This window comes from Limobrevibacterium gyesilva, assembly GCF_025989185.1.
In the GTDB taxonomy this organism is placed as follows: Bacteria; Pseudomonadota; Alphaproteobacteria; order Acetobacterales; family Acetobacteraceae; genus Limobrevibacterium; species Limobrevibacterium gyesilva.
Window position 1 is genome coordinate 88,463 of record NZ_JAPDNT010000003.1, and the last position, 20,050, is coordinate 108,512.

General features: G+C 68.1%; 18 protein-coding genes. 9 read left to right on the top strand and 9 right to left on the bottom strand.

Annotated features, from left to right (window positions below):
* Positions 1-242: 242 nt before the first annotated feature.
* The 6 genes from OL599_RS06420 (at position 243) to OL599_RS06445 (ending at position 6,466) form a co-directional block, all read left to right on the top strand.
* On the top strand, positions 243-542 hold the full coding sequence (locus OL599_RS06420) for a hypothetical protein (RefSeq protein ID WP_264712833.1): 300 nt from the start codon (positions 243-245) through the stop codon (positions 540-542).
* A gap of 388 nt (positions 543-930) precedes the next feature.
* Positions 931-2,535 (top strand): ABC transporter substrate-binding protein, encoded by a 1,605-nt coding sequence (locus OL599_RS06425; protein ID WP_264712834.1) that lies wholly within the window; start codon positions 931-933, stop codon positions 2,533-2,535.
* A 59-nt stretch (positions 2,536-2,594) separates the two neighbouring features.
* A complete protein-coding gene (locus tag OL599_RS06430) occupies positions 2,595-3,542 on the top strand; it encodes an ABC transporter permease (protein WP_264712835.1) in 948 nt (315 codons plus the stop codon).
* 25 nt (positions 3,543-3,567) lie between these two features.
* Entirely contained in the window at positions 3,568-4,461 is an 894-nt protein-coding gene (locus OL599_RS06435; RefSeq protein WP_264712836.1) for an ABC transporter permease, read from the top strand.
* A complete protein-coding gene (locus OL599_RS06440; RefSeq protein WP_264712837.1) occupies positions 4,461-5,486 on the top strand; it encodes an ABC transporter ATP-binding protein in 1,026 nt (341 codons plus the stop codon). Before OL599_RS06435 ends, OL599_RS06440 begins: the two co-directional genes overlap by 1 nt.
* Positions 5,483-6,466 (top strand): ABC transporter ATP-binding protein, encoded by a 984-nt coding sequence (locus tag OL599_RS06445; RefSeq protein WP_264712838.1) that lies wholly within the window; start codon positions 5,483-5,485, stop codon positions 6,464-6,466. The genes OL599_RS06440 and OL599_RS06445 overlap by 4 nt, the downstream gene beginning before the upstream one ends.
* A 27-nt stretch (positions 6,467-6,493) precedes the next feature.
* Here OL599_RS06445 and OL599_RS06450 read toward each other — a convergent pair whose 3' ends face one another.
* Together OL599_RS06450 and OL599_RS06455 are read right to left on the bottom strand one after the other, a co-directional pair.
* The gene (locus OL599_RS06450) at positions 6,494-8,092 is read right to left on the bottom strand and encodes an ABC transporter substrate-binding protein (protein WP_264712839.1); all 1,599 of its coding nucleotides are present in this window, start codon (positions 8,090-8,092) and stop codon (positions 6,494-6,496) included.
* A gap of 213 nt (positions 8,093-8,305) precedes the next feature.
* Positions 8,306-9,361 carry an acetamidase/formamidase family protein gene (locus tag OL599_RS06455; protein ID WP_264712840.1) on the bottom strand — a complete coding sequence of 352 codons (1,056 nt, stop codon included), beginning with the start codon at positions 9,359-9,361 and terminating at the stop codon, positions 8,306-8,308.
* Positions 9,362-9,494: 133 nt separating this feature from the next.
* On the opposite strand from OL599_RS06455, the gene OL599_RS06460 reads away from it, so the two are divergent.
* Together OL599_RS06460 and OL599_RS06465 are read left to right on the top strand one after the other, a co-directional pair.
* A complete protein-coding gene (locus OL599_RS06460; protein WP_264712841.1) occupies positions 9,495-10,898 on the top strand; it encodes a trypsin-like peptidase domain-containing protein in 1,404 nt (467 codons plus the stop codon).
* A 44-nt stretch (positions 10,899-10,942) separates the two neighbouring features.
* Positions 10,943-12,016 (top strand): DmpA family aminopeptidase, encoded by a 1,074-nt coding sequence (locus tag OL599_RS06465; protein ID WP_264712842.1) that lies wholly within the window; start codon positions 10,943-10,945, stop codon positions 12,014-12,016.
* 9 nt (positions 12,017-12,025) lie between these two features.
* Here OL599_RS06465 and OL599_RS06470 read toward each other — a convergent pair whose 3' ends face one another.
* From OL599_RS06470 to rpsD, 6 genes are all read right to left on the bottom strand, one after another.
* Entirely contained in the window at positions 12,026-12,415 is a 390-nt protein-coding gene (locus OL599_RS06470; protein ID WP_264712843.1) for a cupin domain-containing protein, read from the bottom strand.
* 70 nt (positions 12,416-12,485) lie between these two features.
* Positions 12,486-12,959, bottom strand: a complete 474-nt coding sequence (locus OL599_RS06475; RefSeq protein ID WP_264712844.1) for a host attachment protein — start codon at positions 12,957-12,959, stop codon at positions 12,486-12,488.
* Positions 12,960-13,040: 81 nt separating this feature from the next.
* Entirely contained in the window at positions 13,041-14,582 is a 1,542-nt protein-coding gene (locus tag OL599_RS06480) for a peptide chain release factor 3 (RefSeq protein ID WP_264712845.1), read from the bottom strand.
* Between the two features lie 50 nt (positions 14,583-14,632).
* Positions 14,633-16,189, bottom strand: coding sequence for an ABC transporter substrate-binding protein (locus OL599_RS06485; protein ID WP_264712846.1), 1,557 nt, complete (start codon positions 16,187-16,189; stop codon positions 14,633-14,635).
* A gap of 135 nt (positions 16,190-16,324) precedes the next feature.
* Positions 16,325-17,326 carry an asparaginase gene (locus OL599_RS06490; protein ID WP_264712847.1) on the bottom strand — a complete coding sequence of 334 codons (1,002 nt, stop codon included), beginning with the start codon at positions 17,324-17,326 and terminating at the stop codon, positions 16,325-16,327.
* A gap of 99 nt (positions 17,327-17,425) precedes the next feature.
* Complete coding sequence (gene rpsD, locus OL599_RS06495) at positions 17,426-18,043, bottom strand: 30S ribosomal protein S4 (RefSeq protein WP_264712848.1); 618 nt, start codon at positions 18,041-18,043, stop codon at positions 17,426-17,428.
* Between the two features lie 198 nt (positions 18,044-18,241).
* Between rpsD and OL599_RS06500 the strand changes: the two genes are divergently transcribed.
* Positions 18,242-18,451: a hypothetical protein gene (locus tag OL599_RS06500; protein ID WP_264712849.1), complete on the top strand. Its 210-nt coding sequence runs from the start codon at positions 18,242-18,244 to the stop codon at positions 18,449-18,451.
* 13 nt (positions 18,452-18,464) lie between these two features.
* Here the strand turns inward: OL599_RS06500 and OL599_RS06505 are convergent, their stop codons facing one another.
* Positions 18,465-20,039: a gamma-glutamyltransferase gene (locus OL599_RS06505; protein ID WP_264712850.1), complete on the bottom strand. Its 1,575-nt coding sequence runs from the start codon at positions 20,037-20,039 to the stop codon at positions 18,465-18,467.
* Between the last annotated feature and the right edge of the window lie 11 nt (positions 20,040-20,050).

Genomic DNA, 20,050 nt, shown 5'->3' on the forward strand with positions numbered 1-20,050 from the left:
GGAGCGCGCCATCCAGCCCGGTCGCCGGCACGGCCAGGTGCAGCACCCCGCTTTCCGGCTGGGCGACGCAGCGCCCTGCAGCAACACCAGGCCGTCGTGGGGCCCAACCTGCGCGGCCCCCGGTATCCCCGCTACCGCCAGCCCGCCAGGCGCGAGCGTGCCCCGGGCGGGCAGGTCGCGGGGCAGGTTCACGTCGTAATGCACCTGCAACTCGAGATCGCCAGCGTGTCGGTGCCCACCACTTGCGCATTGCCGCGGGGTGCGAGGTCCGACCGCGTGCCGTCGCGGTGGCGGATCTGCACCCGGACGATGGCCGCGACAGAACGCAACAGGCGTTCTCGCTGGCGATCGGCGTCACGCCGGGCGTGGTCGGGATGTCCCGGCGCCTATCCCATATCGGTTCGTCGACGATCACGTTGCCGGCGCCCGGCCTGCGGATCGTATCGCGAGCAGGATCAGCGCAGGTCGTTTCTTCTGCCTGCATCCCGATGGTCGGGCTGGCCGAAGCGCGCCACGCAATGAGTATGCACTTCCCGCAATGAACGCGGGCGCGACAGTGCGTGTCTCGAATTCCATAGTATTTCACGCGGTGCCTCCACAATCAGCGCGGATCGAAGGCCACGAAGCCGTAACCACATGGCGTGGCATGCGGCACCGGCAGCAACCGTGCGTCCGTACCGACCCGACCGAATTGGCTGATTGACGCGGCTGTGATATCGTGACCACGGCGCGTGCCCCGCAGGAGCCGCGTCCGATGCCCTGATGCCGGCATTGCTGCGGAAACGAACGCAGTTGCCGGGATGATCGACGGGCCTATTGCCCGGGCCAGGAGCGGCGGACGGATCGCGGGGACCACGAGGCCAGTCAAGCAAGCGACCGGCGCAAACAACAGCCGGCCAACGAAAATAAAAAGGGGGGGATTCGATTTCGATGCTGGGAACACCGACACGCCTCTTGGCCGCCGCGACGATGGTCGCGGGGCTGCTGGCCGCGACCACCCTGCATGCGCAGGAGCCGAAGCGCGGCGGCATATTGAAGATCTACCAGCGCGACAGCCCGGCCAGCGCCTCCATCCATGAGGAAGCGACCTACTCCACCAACGTGCCGTTCATGGCCGTGTTCAACAACCTGGTCATCTACAAGCAGGACGTGCCGCAGAACAGCCTGGACTCCATCGTGCCCGAACTCGCCACGAGCTGGGCCTGGAGTCCGGACAACCTGCGCCTGACCTTCAAGCTGCGCGAAGGGGTGAAGTGGCATGACGGCAAGCCGTTCACCAGCAAGGACGTGAAGTGCACCTTCGACCTGCTGATGGACAAGGCCACCGACAAGTTCCGCAAGAACCCGCGCCAGACCTGGTACCAGAACGTCGCCGACGTGACCACGAACGGCGATTTCGAGGCCACGTTCCGCGTCAACCGGCCGCAGCCCTCGCTGCTGGCCCTGCTCGCCTCCGGCTACACGCCGATCTATCCCTGCCATGTCTCGGCGCGCGACATGCGCGTGCATCCGATCGGCACCGGGCCGTTCAAGTTCGTCGAGTTCAAGCAGAACGAGTCGATCAAGCTCGTACGCAATCCGAACTACTGGAAGCCCGGGCGGCCCTATCTCGACGGCCTCGAGTTCCCGATCATCACCAACCGCTCCACGGCGATGCTGGCCTTCATCGCCGGCAAGATCGACATGACCTTCCCCACCGAGGTCACTGCCCCGATCCTGAAGGACATCCGCGCCCAGGCGCCCAAGGCCATCTGCTCGTTCGGGCCGACGAATGTCAGTACCAACCTGATCGTCAATCGCGAAATGCCGCCCTTCGACAATGCCGACATCCGCCGCGCGATGGCGCTGACGCTGGACCGCCAGGCCTTCATCGACATCCTCTCCGAAGGCAAGTCCGACATCGGCGGCTCGATGCTGCCGCAGCCCGCCGGCGTCTGGGGCATGCCGCCTGACATGATCAAGACGATGGTCGGCTACGATCCCGACGTGCAGAAGAACCGCGCTGAGGCCCGCGCCATCATGGAGCGGCTCGGCTACGGCCCCAACAAGCGGCTGAAGATGAAGGTCTCCACCCGCAACATCCCCTCCTATCGCGATCCCGCCGTGATCCTGATCGATCAGCTCAAGGAGATCTACATCGACGCCGAGCTGGACGTGGTGGAAACCAGCACCTGGTTCGCCAAGGTGGCGCGCAAGGATTATTCGGTCGGCCTCAACCTGACCGGCAACGCCGTCGACGATCCGGACCAGACCTTCTACGAGAACTACGCCTGCAAGTCGGAGCGCAACTACACCCAGTACTGCAACCCAGAACTGGAAAAGCTGTTCGACAAGCAATCCGCGGAGACCAACCTTGAGGCGCGCAAGAAGCTGGTGTGGGAGATCGACCGCAAGCTGCAGGACGATGTGGCGCGGCCGATCATCCTGCACATCCAAGCCGGTGTCTGCTGGCAGCCGGACGTGCATGGCTTCACGCCGATGGTGAACAGCTCCTACAACGGCTACCGCTTCGAAGACCTCTGGCTCGACCGATAGCCGCTACCGGCGGGCAGGGCCGGCTCCATCCGGGGCCGGCCAGGTGAGGGAGAGAGCTTTTGGGCGCCTATCTGGTCAGACGCTTCGGCCTGATGCTGCTGACGCTGTTCGGCATATCCGTGATCATCTTCGTGCTGCTGCGGGTGGTGCCCGGCAACATCGTGGACATCCTTTTCGACTCCGCCGGCATGGTCAATCCGGCGGAGAAAGTGAAGATCGAGAAGGAGCTGGGCCTCGACCTGCCGATACCCCAGCAATACGCAGCCTGGATCGGCGGGCTGGTGCACGGCGATCTCGGCTATTCCTACGTCTCCGAGAAACCGGCCATTGCCGAGATCGCGCCGCGCATTCCCGTCACCGCCAAGCTGGCGGCGATGGCGCTGGCGTTCTCGGTGCTGATCGGCGTGCCGTTCGGCGTGATCAGCGCGGTGCGGCAGAACTCCGCCGCCGACTATGTGCTGCGCGTGCTGAGTCTCAGCGGGTTGTCGCTGCCGTCGTTCTGGCTCGGCCTGCTGATGCTGATGGGATTCGTCGCCTGGTTCGGCGACATGCCGATCTATACCGAACCCCCGGCCACCTTGTGGGACGAACTGCTGCTGTATGCCGCGCCGGCGGCCGCGGTGGGGTTCCGCAGCTCGGCGCTGGTGATGCGGCTCACCCGCTCGTCGATGCTCGAAGTCCTGCGCCAGGACTATATCCGCACGGCACGCTCCAAGGGTGCATCGGCATCGAGCGTGAACTACCACCACGCGCTGCGCAACGCGATGCTGCCGGTGGTCACGGTCATCGGACTGGAAGCGGCTTTCCTGATCGGCGGCCTGATCGTGACCGAGACGGTCTTCAACATTCCCGGCGTCGCCCGCTTCCTGGTGGAGGCCATCCGCACGCGCGACTATCCGATCGTGCAGAACCTGGTGATGTTCATCGCCGTCGTCGTGGTCGTGGTGAATTTCATCGTCGACATGCTCTACGCCGTGCTCGACCCGCGCATCCGCTATTCCGGCTAGACCCTCCATAACGGACCCAGATCGGATGCACAGCACCGAGTATGATTCAGAGCTGGTGAAGGCGGGGGCGAGCGCACAGGGCGCCTTCGGACAGACCGCGTATTTCCTGCGGCGCTATCCGCTGGGCGCCATCGGCGCCGTCATCATGGCGCTGTTCGTGCTCGCCGCCCTCTTCGCCGACTTCATCACCGCCTACAGCCCGCTCAGCACGGACGCGGCATTGTCGCTGGCGGCGCCGAGCCGCGCGCATTGGCTGGGTGCAGACTACATGGGCCGGGACATCTACAGCCGCATCGTCTATGGCGCACGCATCTCGCTCGCTGTCGGCCTCGGCTCCACCGGCCTTGGCTGCGCGCTTGGCGTCGTGGTCGGCCTCGTCTCCGGCTATCTCGGCGGCTGGGTCGATCTCATCGCCCAGCGCGTCATGGACATCCTGCAGGCGCTGCCGCTGCTGGTGCTGGCCCTGGTGATGGCGGCCGCACTCGGCCCGTCCTTGTGGAACACGATCTTCGCCATTTCCATTCCGCTGATCCCGGCGATCGCCCGCGTCATCCGCTCCAACACGCTGGCACTGCGCGAGCTCGCCTTCGTCGAGGCGGCACAGGCGATCGGCATGAGCGAGCTGCGCATCGCCGCCCGGCACATCCTGCCCAACACCGTGGCCCCGCTGATCGTGCTGGCGACCGCGCAGCTGGGTGCCGCGATCCTGACCGAAGCCTCGCTCTCCTTCCTCGGCCTCGGCATCCCCGAGCCGCATCCCTCCTGGGGCCGGATGCTGTCGGAATCCGCCGCGGAATACATCCGCACCGCGCCCTGGCTCGTCATCTTCCCCGGCCTCGCCATCAGCCTGGTGGTGTTCGGCACCAATCTCCTGGGCGACGCCTTGCGCGACATCCTCGACCCGCGGGAACGCGGCTGATGGACACGCACGACCCGATGCCCCCGGTGCTGGACGTTGCCGGCCTGCGCACGATGTTCTTCACTCGCCAGGGCCTGCTGCGCGCCGTGGACGACGTGTCGTTCTCGGTGGCGCGTGGCGAAGTGCTGGCGGTGGTGGGCGAATCCGGCTGCGGCAAGAGCATCACGGCGCTCTCGATCATGCGCCTGGTCCCCTCGCCGCCCGGCCGCATCGTCGGCGGCAGCGTGACGCTTGACGGCCGCGACCTGCTGAAGCTGGACGAGGCGCAGATGCGCGGCGTGCGCGGCAACGAGATGTCGATGATCTTCCAGGAGCCGATGACCTCGCTGAACCCGGTGCTGACCGTCGGCAGCCAGATCAGCGAAGCCATCCGGCTGCACCAGGATCTTTCGCGCGCCGCCGCGGCCGACAAGGCGGTGGAGATGCTGCGCCGGGTGAAGATCCCCGAACCCGCCCAGCGGGCGCGCGAATTTCCGCACCAGCTTTCCGGCGGCATGCGCCAGCGCGCCATGATCGCGATGGCGCTGGCCTGCAACCCGAAGGTGCTGATCGCCGACGAGCCGACCACGGCGCTGGACGTCACCATCCAGGCGCAGATCCTGGAGCTGATCCTGCGGCTGCAGCAGGATCTCGGCACGGCGGTCATCCTGATCACGCACGACCTGGGCGTGGTCGCGGAAACCGCCCAGCGCGTGATCGTGATGTATGCCGGCCGGAAGATCGAGGAGGCCGATGTCGGCGCCTTGTTCGCCGAGCCGCTGCATCCCTACACCCACGGCCTGCTGGCATCGGTCCCGCGCCTCGCGATCATGAGCGGCCAGGTGCAAGCGGCGCAGGAACGCCTGCAGGAGATCCCGGGCATGGTGCCGCCGCTCACCAACCTTCCGACCGGCTGCGCCTTCGCCCCCCGCTGCCGCTTCGCCGACGCGCAGTGCCGGGCCGCCTTCCCGCCTTACACGCAGCCGCGCCGCGGGCACTGGGTGGCGTGCTGGCACTCCGAGCGGCTGTACGGAGCCGGCGCATGAGCGACGCCGGCAAGCCGATCATCGCCGTCACCGGCCTGAAGAAGCATTACCCCGTGCGCAAGGGCCTGCTGCGCCGCACCGTCGGCCAGGTCTTCGCCGTCGACGGCGTCAGCTTCTCGATCGGCGAAGGCGAGACGCTGGGGCTGGTGGGCGAAAGCGGCTGCGGCAAGTCCACCGTCGCGCGCGCGGTGATGCGCCTGATCGAGCCGACCGACGGCACCATCACGCTCGAAGGCCAGGACATCACGCATCTGGGCAAGGCGGAGCTGCGGCCGTTCCGCCGACAGATGCAGATGATCTTCCAGGACCCGTTTTCCTCGCTCAATCCGCGCATGACCGCCGGCGACATCGTGCGCGAGCCGCTGCTGGTGCACGGCGTCGCCCGCGGCCGCGCCGCCGAGGAGCGCACCGCCGCCCTGTTCGAGCAGGTCGGCCTGCGCCCCGCGCAGATGCGCAGCTTCCCGCACCAGTTCTCCGGCGGGCAGCGCCAGCGCGTGTCCATCGCCCGCGCGATCGCGCTCGATCCGCGGCTCATCATCGGCGACGAGCCGGTCTCGGCCCTCGACGTGTCCATCCAGGCGCAGGTGATCAACCTGCTGATGGACCTGCAGCGCCAGAAGCGGCTGTCCTACCTGTTCATCGCCCACGACCTCGCAGTGGTCGAGCATATCAGCCACCGGGTCGCCGTGATGTATCTCGGCAAGATCGTCGAATACACCGACAAGACCTCGCTGTTCCTCAACCCGCTGCACCCGTACACGGAAGCGCTGCTGTCCGCCGTGCCGGTGCCGGACCCGCGCCTGAAGCGCCGCCGCCGGGTGCTGGAAGGCGACGTCCCGAGCCCGATGAAGCCGCCGCCCGGCTGCGCCTTCCACACGCGCTGCCCCTATGCCGAGGCGCGCTGCCGCGTCGAGGCGCCGGTGCTGCAGGAAGCGGCGCCGGGCCACTTCGTCTCCTGCCACCTTCACGTCGCGGCGTAGGGGCCCTGCCCCACGCCGCGCCGCTCATCAGGCCTTCTCGACGTTCCAGAACACCGGCACCGGCCCCTTCAGATGGCCGGTGATGTTCTTCCGCCACGCCGCCGACTGCAGGTAGTTGCCCAGCGGGATGAACATCACTTCCTCGAACGCCAGGGCCTGGATCTCGGTCGCCAGCCGCTTGCGCTCGGCCAGGTCCGGCGAGTCGATCCAGGCCTCGCGCAGCGCCTCCAGCTTCGGGATCTCCGGCGCGCCATACCAGCCCTTCACGCCGTTCGCCCGCAGGCCCGGCGCGGAGAGCGGATCGAGGTAGTCCACCGCCGGGAACGACGTGCAGAACAACGACCAGCCGCCGCTCTCCAGCGGGTCGCGCTTGGCGCGCCGCTGCACCACCGTGCCCCAGTCCATCGGCACGTCGTCGATGTTGATGCCGACGCGCTTCAACTGCGCCGACACCACCTGCGACATCGCGTCGTAGAACGGCTGGTCGGTCGGGTGCATCAGCAGCACGCGCTCGTTGTTGTAGCCGCCGCTCTTCAGCATGGCCTGGATTTCCGCCACGCTCTTCTTGCCGCCCAGGCGATCCATGCCCGCCGTGTTCTCGTACGGCGTTCCCGGCAGGAAGCAGCCGATCGGCGCGTGATAGGTGCTGGCGTCGTCGCCCATGAAGGACTGCATCACCTCCACCGGGTTGACCGCCGCCAGCATCGCCTGGCGCAGGGCGCGGTTGCTGGTGGGCGCGATGGCATGATTGGGGCGCAGCACCGGATACAGGCCGTACGGGTCCAGCCGGTCCACCACCACGCCGCGGTCGGCCTTCAACTGCGGAATGAGGTCCGGCAGCGGGATCTCGATCCAGTCCGCCTCGCCCGTGCGCAGCGCGTTGTTCGCGGTCGCGGCGTCCGGGATCACCCGCCATTCCACCCGATCGACCAAGGCGCGCTTGGCGCCCGCGGTGAAGCTCGGCGTATCTTCGCGCGGCTTGTAGCCGGCGAATTTGGAAAACACCGCCAGGCTGCCCGAGACATATTCCTTCTGCACGAACTGGAACGGGCCGCTGCCCATCACCTCGGTGATCTGCTTGAAGGCATCGCCCGCGGCGATCCGTGCCGGCATGATGAACGGCGGGCTGGGCTGGGTCTTGGCCAGTGCGAACGGCATCGCCGGAAACGGCTTCTTCAGCCGGAACACCAGCGTGCGGTCGTCCGGCGCCTCCAGCGCGTCCATCCGCCCGGCGATGGTCTGGCCGACGCCGTCACGCTTCATCCAGCGCTGCAGCGAGGCCACGCAGTCGCTGGCCAGCACCGGCGTGTTGTCGTGGAACATCAGCCCCGGCCGCAGCTTGATCGTCCAGCGCTTGCCGTCGTCCTCGATGACATGGCCCTCGGCCATCTGCGGCAGCGGGTTCAGCTTGGCGTCCAGGCCGTAGAGCGTATCGAACACCATGAACCCGTAATTGCGGGTGACGGTGGCCGTGGTCCAGATCGGGTCGAGGCTGGTGAGGTTGGCCTGCGGGATGAACGCCAAGGTCCGCGCCCCGACCGGCTGGGCCACCGCCGGACATGGCAGGCCGGCCGACGCTGCCCCCAGCGCCGCCGCGCCGCCGGCAAGAAAATCCCGTCTTTTCATGGTTATGGTTCCCTCCCAGAATCGATTCTAAGGGCCACCATAATCCACTGGCTGGCGCAAGCGCGAGGCCTCTCGCCGGCAGCGGCGCACGCGGTCAGCCGGTCAGAACTGCACCCCGCGGGTCCGAGCGCCATCCACCAGCAGATTGGTGCCGGTGATGAAGCTCGCGGCCGGGCTCGCCAGTCCCAGATCCATTGTCGCCCCCCGTCTCGTTCAGGCCGGCGCCAGGTATTTCTTCAGGATGCCGGCGCCCACCGTGTATTTCGGATCGACGAAATTCCCAAGCCGCACCCGCCCGCACTGGCTCAGCATCATGTAGGCGTCCCAGCGGTCGAAACCGTACTCGGCCTCCATCCACAGCACCAGCTCGCGATAGGCGATCCGCGCCGCGTCCTCCAGCGGCCGGGCGCTGCCGATCGTCATGATGAAGTCCTCGCGCTCCAGCCGCGGCCAATCGAGCGTCCATCCCTTGATCACATCGACGCGGATGGTGGTGGTCGACGCATACTCCACTGCGGTGCCGCACACCTCGCCGTCGCCCTGGCAGGCATGGGCGTCGCCGATGAACAGCCGGGCCCCCTCGGCGCGCACCGGCAGATAGGTGATGCTGCCCGGCCCCATGTCCGGCAGGTCCATGTTGCCGCCATGGCTGTCGGGGGTGAGCGTGCTGATGGAATCGATCTCCGGCGACGTGCTCAGCGTGCCGATATGCGGGTTGTACGGCAGCGTCACCCGCTCGCTCCAGCGCACCTGCTTCTCGTCCACATGCACCTTGCGCGTCAGTTCCGGCAGCGGCGGGTTCAGCGTGGCCGTCAGCGTGGTGCCGGTCAGCGCCCCGAAATGCGGGATCATGCAGCACGTGCCGCGCGGGTTCTCGCCGCGCGGCAGCATGCTCTCGATATGCACCGCCAGCGCATCGCCTGGCTCGGCGCCCTCGATCATGATCGGACCGTTCTGCGGATTGACGAAAGGCATCCGCAGCCGCTTCGTCGGCTTGTCGCGCTCCGTGCGGATCGCCCCCTCGAAGGCATCGCGCGTCTCGATGCGGATGCGATCGCCGGGCTGCACGTACAGCACCGGGTCCGAATAGGGGCCGATCGTGTAGTGGTATTTCCCCTGCACCGCCTCGGAGAGCGCGTGCAGCCTGGGCTTGCGTGCCCACCCGACGCCGCGCGTCGCCACGATGGATCCGTCCAGCCATTTCGTCGCCGCCCGCGCCATCCGTCCGCTCCCGCCGATCATGATCTCGCTGGGCGAACGATAGCGCATAAACCGGCGCCTGCCAGCACTTCGCGAACCCGGGCTGCCTGTGCGCGCCCGCTTGAAATGTGCCTGCCCGCCGCCGCTATAGTGATCCTCACGGCACTGCCCAGTTCCGCCCCAGCCGCAAGGAATCACCGCCATGCGCTGCTTGACCCTTCGGGCCCTCGTCTGCGCCGCCGCTCTCGCCCTCTCCGCCCCGCTCGCGCCCTGGCCCGCCACGGCGGCCGAGCCGGTTTCGGGCCTCGCCGAACTGATCCCGGGCCTGCTGCCCGCGGTGGTGAACATATCCACCATCAAGGTCGTGCAAGCCCCGCCTACCCCGGGCAAGCCCGGTGCGGCCGCCGCCGCGAGCCGCAGGAAGAGCCTGGGCTCGGGCTTCGTCATCGAGCCCTCGGGCATCATCATGACCGCTCGGCACGTGATCGACACGGCTGTCGAGATCACCGTCACCCTGTTCGACGGCAACCAGTATCGCGCGCAGGTGCTGTACAAGGCGCCGATCGACCTGGCCCTGCTGAAGATCGATGCCGGCCATCCGCTGCCGACGATAAAATGGGGTGACAGCGAAAGCGTGCGCGTGGGCGATCTGGTGATCGCCATCGGCAACCCGCTCGGCCTCGGCAGCACCGTCACCTCCGGCATCGTCAGCGCGCTGGACCGCGACATCCAGGAAACCCCGTTCGACGCCTTCCTGCAGACCGATGCCGCCACCAACCCCGGCAATTCCGGCGGCCCCCTGTTCAACGTCGACGGCGAAGTGATCGGCGTCAGCAACTCCATCTTCACCCCCAGCAGCAGCAGCAGCGACAGCGGATCGATCGGCCTCGCCTTCGCGCTGCCCGGCAACGACGCCCAGTTCGTGCTCAACCATTTCAAGCAATACGGGCGCGTCCGCGCAGGCTATCTGGGCGCGCATGTGCAACCGGTGACGCCGGCAATCGCCGATGCCCTGGGCCTGCAGGCCGCCACCGGCGTGCTGGTGACGGCCGTCGATGACGCCAGCCCGGCCGCCCAGGCGCAACTGCGCGACGGCGACGTGATCCTGAAGATCGGCGAGCGGCCCATCCCCAATGTGCGCCACTACAACCGCGCCGTCGGCGGCACGCCGTTCGACGAGGTCGCGGCGCTGGTCTACTGGCGCGACGGCCAGGAGGTGACCATCCAGGTCCCGTGGGCCGAGAATCCGCGCGCCACGAGCACGGCCGAGGTCATCATGCCGCCGCCCCTGCCGCGCCAGGAACGCTCCGACCTGGGCCTGACGCTCGCTCCCATCACCGACGCCATACGCGCCAAATACAAGATCCCGCCAAGGCAGAAGGGCGTGGTCGTCACCCGCGTCGCGCCGAACAGCATCGCGGCCGACATGGGCATCACCGCCGGCGACGTCGTGGTGAAGGCGTCGCTGAAACCGATCGGCACCCCGGCCGACCTCGAAGCCGCCGTCCATGCCGCCCGCGCCGAGGGCCGCCGGCACCTGCTGGTGATGTTCTCCGACGAGAGTGGCCCGCGCTGGGTTGCCGTGCCGCTGAAACCCGCGGCATAGATGTGCCTGTTGGAATCGTCGTCGCAACGGCACGGGAGAGCTTGATGGCACGCGCACGCCTGCGGGATCTGGGCATCGTCACCGGGCAACTGCCGCCCGGCCCCTGGAACGCCATCACCGATGTCGCCGGCGTGCGCGTGGGCTTTGCCACCCTGGTGCGCGACACGCCGGCCCCCGTGCGCACGGGCGTCACCGCCATCTGGCCGCGCGGGCCGGAGATCTGGACCGACTGGGTGTTCGCCGGCAGCCATTCCTTCAACGGCAACGGCGAGATGACCGGCCTCGCCTGGGTCGCCGAACAGGGCCTGATCAGCGCCCCCATCTGCATCACCAACACGTACTCCGTGGGCCTGGTGCGCGACGCCATCTGCGCGCTGGCGGTGCGCGACGACGCGCCGCAGCCCTGGCACCTGCCGGTGGCCGCCGAGACCTATGACGGCTGGCTCAGCGACAGCGCCAGCTTCCCGGTCACCACCGAACTGGCGCTGCAGGCGATGGACGCGGCCGCCACCGGTCCGGTCGCCGAGGGCAATGTGGGCGGCGGCACCGGCATGATCTGCCACGAGTTCAAGGGCGGCACCGGCACCGCCTCGCGCGTGGTCCAGGTGGACGGCGCCGCCTATACGGTCGGCGCGCTGGTGCAGGCGAACTACGGCGCCCGCGCGCTGCTGCGCGTCGACGGCGTGCCGGTGGGGCGCGAGATCGGCGCGGATGTCGTACCCTCGCATCGCGACATGCCCACCGACGCCGGCTCCATCATCGTCGTCCTCGCCACCGACGCGCCGTTGCTGCCCATCCAGTGCCAGCGGCTGGCCCGGCGCGCCACCACCGGCCTCGCCTGGGTCGGCGGCATCGGCGCCAACAGCAGCGGCGACATCTTCCTGGCCTTCTCCACCGCCAACCGGCCAAGCGCCAACGACCGGATCAGCTCCGTGCGCATGCTGGCCCCGGACGGCATGACCGGCCTGTTCCAGGCCGCCGCCGAAGCGACGGAGGAGGCAATCCTGAACGCCATGACCGCGGCCGAGACCACGGTCGGCCTGCACGGCCGCACCGCCCACGCCCTGCCGCTCGACCGGCTGCAGGAGGTGATGCGGCGCTACCGGCCGCGCGGCTAGGACCGGTGCTCAGGCGGCGCTGGCCGGCGCGTCCGCCAGCGCGGTCCTGAACTCGGCCGGCGCGGTGATCTCCAGCATCTCCACGTCGTCGCTGTGGCGCACCTCCCGATGCTTCACCCGCGGCGGCTGGTAGACGCTGGACCCCGCCTCCAGCCGGACGAAGCCGATATCCTCGTATTCGAACTCCACCCAGCCGCGCAGCACATAGACCATCTGGAAATCGAGGTCGTGGGTGTGCCACTCCGGCTTCGCACCCTCGCCCGGCACGGCGCGGATGACGTGCGCGCCGATCCGCCCGCCACTGGCCCCGGCGATGCCAAGATCGCGATATTCGAAGAACGCCCGCAGTCCCTGCTGGAACGGGTCGCCGGCGACGTGGTGCACGACGGTCTTGCCCATGGTTTCCCCCTGATGCGCCCGCACGAAGCCTATCGCGCCGCCAGCACGCTCGTCAGCGGGGAATCCGGCATCATGGGAACTCCCCGGGCGGCGGCACCCACCACTCCGCCAGATGCGGCGGCAGCTCGTTGTCTTTCACGCCTGTCAGGTCCTTGGCGACCATTCCCACCACCTTCGCGGCGGCTTGCGGACCCAGCTCTTCGCGCAGGTCATGCAGCGTGCGGCTGGGTGCGACCAGCACCAGCCGGTCGAACGCGTTCTGCTGCGCATGTTCATTGAGGGTGCGCGCCACCTCGCTCACGAATTTGCGTTTGGCCAGCTCGTGCGGATCGTTCTTCGGAACCACTGCGTGGCGGGCGGTCGTGGCGCTCTCGAACACCCGGCCCGGACGATCGCCGCCGAGCTCGGCCGCCCTCTTGTGGGCCGTCACGGAATCAATGGCGATCCGGGTGGCGAACTGGTGGCGTACGGCCGTCGGCGCGACCACGCGTGCATGCTCGCCGTCGGCGATCGCCACCCATACGACCGGACGCTTCTTCGGCATGGGACCCTCTGTGCCTGCCCTGCTGCCGCCAAGACTAGGCCGACACGGGGTCCCCCCTCGATCACGATTCAGAAGCCGGACTCAGGCAGCCGTCTTCTCGGCCCTGAAATCCTTGATGTCGCGGAAAGCGAGGCCGTGGTTCAGTTCCGCCGTGCGGCGCATCATGAAGGCGCTGGTCGCCAGGAACACCGGGTCGCCATCGACGTCGTCGGCCATGGCGCTGCGCTGGTCGGACACGAACCGGTCCAGCGTCGCCTTCTCCCCGAACACCCAGCGGGCGAGCTGGAACGGCGTCGTCTCGAAGCCGATGGCAACGCCATATTCCCCGGCCAGCCGCGCCTGCAGCACATCCAGCTGCAGGGTGCCGACCACCCCCACCATCGGCGGGCTGCCGTCCTGCGGGCGGAACAGCTGCACCACCCCCTCCTCGGCCAGCTCCTGCAGCGCCTGGCGCAGCTTCTTGGCCTTCATCGCGTCGTCCAGCCGCACCCGGCGCAGGATCTCCGGGGCGAAATACGGCACGCCCACGAAGTTCAGATCCTCGATCTCGCTCAGCGTGTCGCCGATGCGCAGCGTGCCGTGGTTGGGAATGCCCACCACATCGCCGGCGAACGCCTCCTCGGCCAGCGCGCGGTCGCGGGCGAAGAAGAATTGCGGCGCGTGCAGCGGAATCAGCTTGCCGGTACGCACCTGCTTCAGCCGCATGCCCCGCACCAGCCGCCCGGAGCACACACGCGCGAAGGCGATGCGGTCGCGATGGTTCGGATCCATGTTCGCCTGGATCTTGAACACCAGCGCGGTCAGGCCGGACTCCGTTGCCTCCACCACCCGCGTATCCGCCGGCTGGGCGCGCGGCTTCGGGCCGTACTCCACCAGCCCATCCAACAGATCGGCGACACCGATGTCGCGGATGGCGCTGCCGAAGAACACCGGCGTCAGGTGGCCGGCGGCGAAGGCCTCGATGTCGAATTCCGGCAGCGCCGCGCGCACCAGGTCCACTTCCTCGGCCACCGCCACCAGCCGCGGGTCGGACTGCGCCAGCTCGCCGGTCAGGTGGTATGCGCGCTTGCGCAGGTCATAGGTGCCCACGAAATCGGCGGCCCGGCCCACCGGCCAGGTGACGGGTGCGGTGTCCAGCGCCAGCGACGACGACACCTCGTCCAGCAGCGCGAACGGGTCCTGCGACTCCCGGTCCATCTTGTTGATGAAGGTCAGGATGGGGATGTCGCGCAGGCGGCAGATCTCGAACAGCTTGCGGGTGCGCGCCTCGATGCCCTTGGCCGCGTCGATCACCATCACCGCGGCATCCACCGCCGTCAGCGTGCGATAGGTGTCCTCGGAGAAATCCTCATGGCCCGGCGTGTCCAGCAGGTTGAACACGCAATCGCCGTACTCGAACGTCATCACCGAGGTGACGACGGAAATGCCGCGCTCGCGCTCGATGCCCATCCAGTCGGACCGGGTGCGCCGGCGCTCGCCCTTGGCGCGCACGTTGCCGGCCAGCTGGATGGCGCCGCCGGCGCGCAACAGCCGTTCGGTGAGCGTGGTCTTGCCGGCGTCGGGATGGGAAATGATCGCGAACGTGCGGCGACGCGCGATCTCGAAGGCGGGATCGGTGCTCATGGCGGGGGCTTATACAGGTCAGCCCCCGCCACTCACAGTGCCGGAAAGTTCTACTTCACCCGCACCCAGCGCATCGGGAACGTATTGTCGGCCGGCTGGGTCAACTCGATATTGTCACGGGCGGCCCAGGTGATGCGCTGCTGATGCAGCGGAATGAAGCCCACCTCGTCCTGCACGATCTTCGCCACCTCGTCGATCATCGCCTGACGCTTGGTCTTGTCGAGCTCGACTCCGATCAGCTCCTCAAGCTGGTCCACCCGCTTGTTGGAGTAGCCGCCGCTGTTGGTCATGCCCTTGCCGGGCCGGCCGCGGGTGACCAGGATCGCGCGGATCACGTTGTGCGCGTCATAGGTGCTGGGGGTCCAGCCCAGCAGGTAGAAGCTGGTGTTGTATCTCGGGTACCCGGTGTCGGCGAAGAACTTCACCTTGGTGCGTGCGAACACGTTCACCTTGACGTTGATGCGCGCCAGCATCGAGGCGATCGAGGTGCAAATCGCCTCGTCGGCGATGTAACGGTCGTTCGGGCAATCGAGCGTCAGCTCGAAGCCGTTGGGATAGCCGGCCTCCGCCAGCAGCGCCTTGGCCTTGTTGAGATCGACCGCCGGCCGCTGGTCCAATGCCGGGTTGAAGCCGTTCACGCCCGGGCCCCACATCTCCCAGGTCGGCCTTCCCTGCCCGCGCATGACCCGTTCGGCGATCGGCTTCTCGTCGATCGCCAGCGCGAAGGCCTTGCGCACCCGAACGTCCTTGAGCGGGTTCTTGCCCTTCACGTTGGAGAACAGCAGCTCGTCGCGCGTCTGGTCCATGCCCAGATAGATCGTGCGCAGCTCCGGCCCCTGGATCAGATGGATGCCTGGCGCCTTGGCGACCTTGTCGATGTCCTGCGCGGGCACCGAATAGATCATGTCCATCTCGCCCGACAGCAGGGCGGCGACGCGGGTCGCGGCGCTACCGATCACGTTGAACTCGACGCGATCGAGGTTGTGCTCGGGCTTCTTGTTCCACCAGTCCGGATTGCGCTCCAGCACGCTGCGGCGGTCCGGCTCGCGCAGCACCAGCCGGAACGGGCCGGTGCCCATGGCGTTGCGCAAGGCGTAGTTCTCGCCCTGGCCGATGATCACCGGCTCGGCGGAATTGTTCTTCTCGCTCCACGCCTTCGGCATGATCGGCACGTTGGTCAGCTCGGCCGGCAGGATCGGGTCGGGCCCGTCCGTGGTCATATCCACGGTGAGCTCGTCGATCTTCGTCACCGCCTTGACCGAGGCGACGTTGGACGAGGTGGACGACGTCTTCGCCGTGATGCGCTGATAGGAGAACACCACGTCATCGGCCGTGAACTTGCTGCCGTCCTGCCACTTCACGTCCGGGCGCAGCTTGAACCGCCACACCGTGGGGCTGGTCTGCTCCCAGCTCACCGCCAGGCCGGGCTCGGTGTTCAGCTGCTTGTCGCGCTGAACCAGCCGCTCATAGATATTGTTCAGAAACGAGTTCTGCACGGTCTCGTCGAGCGTGTACGGGTCCATTGCCCGCACATCGCCGTCATTGGCCCACTTGAACACGGCGGCCTGCGCCGGGGTCGAAAGGGCGGGCAAAGCACTCGCAGCCATGGTAGCCCCGAGCAGAATGGGGCCCAACCGCATCAAACGTGTGGTCATCAGGTGCCTCCAGGGTATCACGGGACCGCGAGGATACCCGCAACCCTGGTCTGCACAAGTCACATAACGAAACTCGCCCGGATCGTTTCAGGCGAGCGGGCCGGCCGGACGCACCGCCCCTACCGCGATTCCGTTCCAGTTTCTCAACACCGGCTGCGTGAGTCCGGCCAGCGCCTCCCCCTGCGCCCCGTCCGGGTGCAGGAAGCGCCCGATCAGCGCAGCGGTCGCGACCTCGGCAGCACGGCCCGCGCCATCGTCGCATTTCACCGCCAGCCCCAGGCCCAGCTCGGGGATGGCCGCGCAGAACACGCCTTCTGCCCCGCTCTTGCTGAACACCCGCGCGCCCAGTGCCGTCATCAGCCGCGTGTCGAACCGGCCGGTCCCGGCCACCATCATCGGATTCGCCGCCACCGCGGCGCGAATCCGCCGGGTCGCTGCCGCCCGCGCCGGCGCCAGGCCCTGCGCACTGCCGAACCGGGCGAAGGACAGCGCCAGCGCCCGCAACGGAATCGCATAGGTCGGAATCGAGCAGCCATCGACAGCGCGGTTGCCCTCGTCCAGCGCCGCTCCGGTCATGTCCGCCAGCGCCGCCGTCACCTCGCGCATGGTCGGATGCGCCGGGCGCACATAGCCGGCCGGGTCCTCGCCACGGTCGCAGGCCAGGCAGATGAAGCCGGAATGCTTGCCGGAACAGTTGTTGTGCAGCGCCGACGCAGCCCCGCCATGGGCCGCCAGCCGCCGCGATGCCGCCTCGTTGATCGGCCACTGCACGCCGCATTCCAGGCACGCGCCGTCGCGCCCGGCCTTGCGCAGCATCGACGTGGCGCCGGCCACATGCACCTCCTCGCCCGAATGCGACGAGCAGGCCAGGGCGATCTCATCGTCGGTCAGGCCCAGCCGATCGGCCGCCCCGGACTCCACCAGCGGCAACGCCAGCAACGCCTTCACCGCCGAACGCGGATACACGGCGGCGTCGATATCGCCGGCCTGGAAGGCCACGCCACCGGCCGGATCGACCACGACCGCTGCGCCACGATGGCTGGATTCGACCCGCGCACCGCGGGTGACTTCGACGAGAACGGGATCCATGGACGACCTCGGAGGTTTCGTGGTTAGGCCCCTGTTATGGGACGAAAAAGCCCGCCGCACGAGGTGCGGCGGGCTGCAATCGGCAGTGGGCAGATGCGATCAGCGCGAGTAGAACTCGACCACCAGATTCGGCTCCATCTGCACCGGATACGGCACGTCCGAGAGCTTCGGCGCGCGCGTGAAGCGGCCCTTCATGGCGCGGTGGTCGACTTCCAGATACTCGGGAACGTCGCGCTCGCCGCTCTGCGCCGCATCCAGCACCATGGCCAGCTGCTTGGACTTGTCCTTGACCTCGATCACGTCGTTGTCGCGGACCTGGAAGCTCGGGATGTTCACGCGCTTGCCGTTCACGGTCACATGGCCGTGGTTGATGAACTGGCGCGAGGCGAACGGGGTGATGGCGAACTTGAGGCGGTAGACCACCGCGTCCAGCCGGCGCTCCAGCAGCTCGATCAGGTTCTCGGAGGTGTCGCCCTTGCGGCGCACGGCCTCGTCATAATACTTGCGGAACTGCTTCTCGCCGATATTGCCGTAGTACCCCTTCAGCTTCTGCTTGGCCATCAGCTGGACGCCGAAATCGGTCGGCTTCTGCTTGCGGCGCTGGCCATGCTGGCCGGGGCCATACTCGCGCTTGCTCAGCGGCGACTTGGGGCGACCCCACAGGTTCACGCCCAGGCGGCGATTGATCTTGTACTTGCTTTCGGCGCGCTTGGTCATGCGCGTAGCCCTTTCTACTCGTGCACCGAGCCGCCTTCAGGCGATCATGATGCCGCTTGTTGCACCGGTAGGCCCTCCCCGAACAGGAAAAGGCGGGCGCGGCCCCCGAAGGACCGTCCACGTTCCCGGCAATGCCGGGGCTTCTAGGCGCCACCCCCCGGCTTGTCAAACCCAGCCTGCACTCGTAGCAAGCCAACCATGATCACACGCGGCGAACTCATCATGCTCGGCCTGTCCGCCGGCGTCTCCGGCGGCCTGATCGGCGGGATCATGCTGGGCATCGGCATGAACCTGATCGTGGCCGGCGCCAATATCGGCTGGCTCCTGCTGCTCCCCGCCGCCCCGGCCAGCGCCCTGGTCGGCTGGATCATGGCCCGGCGCCTGGCGCGGCAGCTGGACGAGAAGTAGGGTCGGGGCGCCGCTACTGCGCCAGCGCGGCCGACCAGGGCGACTGGGCGTCGCTGACGCCGGTTCGCGTTCCGTCCGGATGTTGGACGATGATGTTCGGACAGGCGAAGTTCACCGGTACCACCCCGTGCTCCACCATCTCCGTCGGTCCGTCCTGTTGCAGCCCGGAGAGGATGTCGGCGGCCAGCCGGCGGTCGGCGGTCACGCCCTCGGTGCCGGACACGTCGATGCGCGGATAATGCGCGGCGGTTTCGGGGTCCATGCCGAAATCGGACACGTAGGACATCAGCTGGAACACCGCGGCCATGATGCGCCGCCCGCCGGAGGCGCCGGCGGCCAGGATCGGCTGATCGTTATGTTTCATAATGATCGGGCACATATTGGTCAGCGGCCGCTTGCCCGGCGCGATCGAATTTGGCGTGTCCGGCCGCGGGTCGAACCACATGATGCCGTTGTTCATGAGCACCCCGGATTGCGGCAGCACCACGCGGCTGCCCATGGAGGACATCAGGGTGGTGGTCACCGCCACCATGGTGCCGTCCTGGTCGCAGACGGTCAGGTGGGTGGTGCAGCTTGCGGCGGCCAGCGGTTCGGTCTCGCCCAGGCTGGTCAGCCGTTCGACATAGGCGGCCTTCATGATGCGGGCGAGCGCGCGATACCAGGGCGCATCCGGCGCCGCATCCCAGGGGGCATCGCGCATCTGCGCGAGCACGCGGGTCAGCGTGGGCGCCGCGGTCAGGCCGGTGGCAAGCTGCAGGGTGCGGCCATTGCGCCAGGGCACTTCGGTGGCCGGCAGGATGCGCGCCTGGCAGTTCCGGAGGTCGTCGGCATCGAGCACGCTGCCCACGGTCACGGCATCGGCGGCAATGGCGGCGGCGACGTCGCCCTCGTAGAAATCGCGCAGGCCGGCATGCTGCAGGCGCTCCAGCGTCGCCGGCAGGTTGCCCTGGCGGAAGAAGCCGGGCGAGCCCTGATAGGGCGGCACCGGCGGCAGCCCATTCGGCAGGTAGATGCGGGCACTTTCCGGATACAGCCGCAGCGCGCCGGCCGAGAGCGCGATCTTCAGCGTGGTGAACCAGTCCTGCGGCAGGCCACGCTTGGCCAGCGCCACGGCCGGGGCGATGACGTCGGCCAGCGGCAGCCTGCCCCAGGTCGCGTGCAGCTTGTGGTAGCCGGCGACCGAGCTGGGAATGGCGAATGACAGCGGGCCATGGATGTTGGCGTCGCCCTCCACTTCCGGCCAGGCGAACAGGTCCGTGGTCATCCGACCCGTGAGCTTGAAATTGGCCGGGCTGAGCCGGTGCGGCGCCATCGGCCCGAAATCCACGACCTCGGCGTTCTTCTGCCCGGCGCGATGCACCAGCGCGAAACCGATGCCGCCCAGGCCGGAGTTCCAGGGCTCCACGGTGGCCAGCGCCAGCGCCGTCGCCACCGCGGCGTCGATGGCATTGCCGCCGGCTTCCAGCACCGCGATCCCGGCCTCGGCCGCCCCGCGCGCCTGGGCGACGACGATGCCGCGCTTGCCGCTCGCCGAGGGCTTGGTGACGTGCCAGTGCTGCGTGGTGTGCGGTGGCGGCGTGTCGGTCATGGCATGTCCTG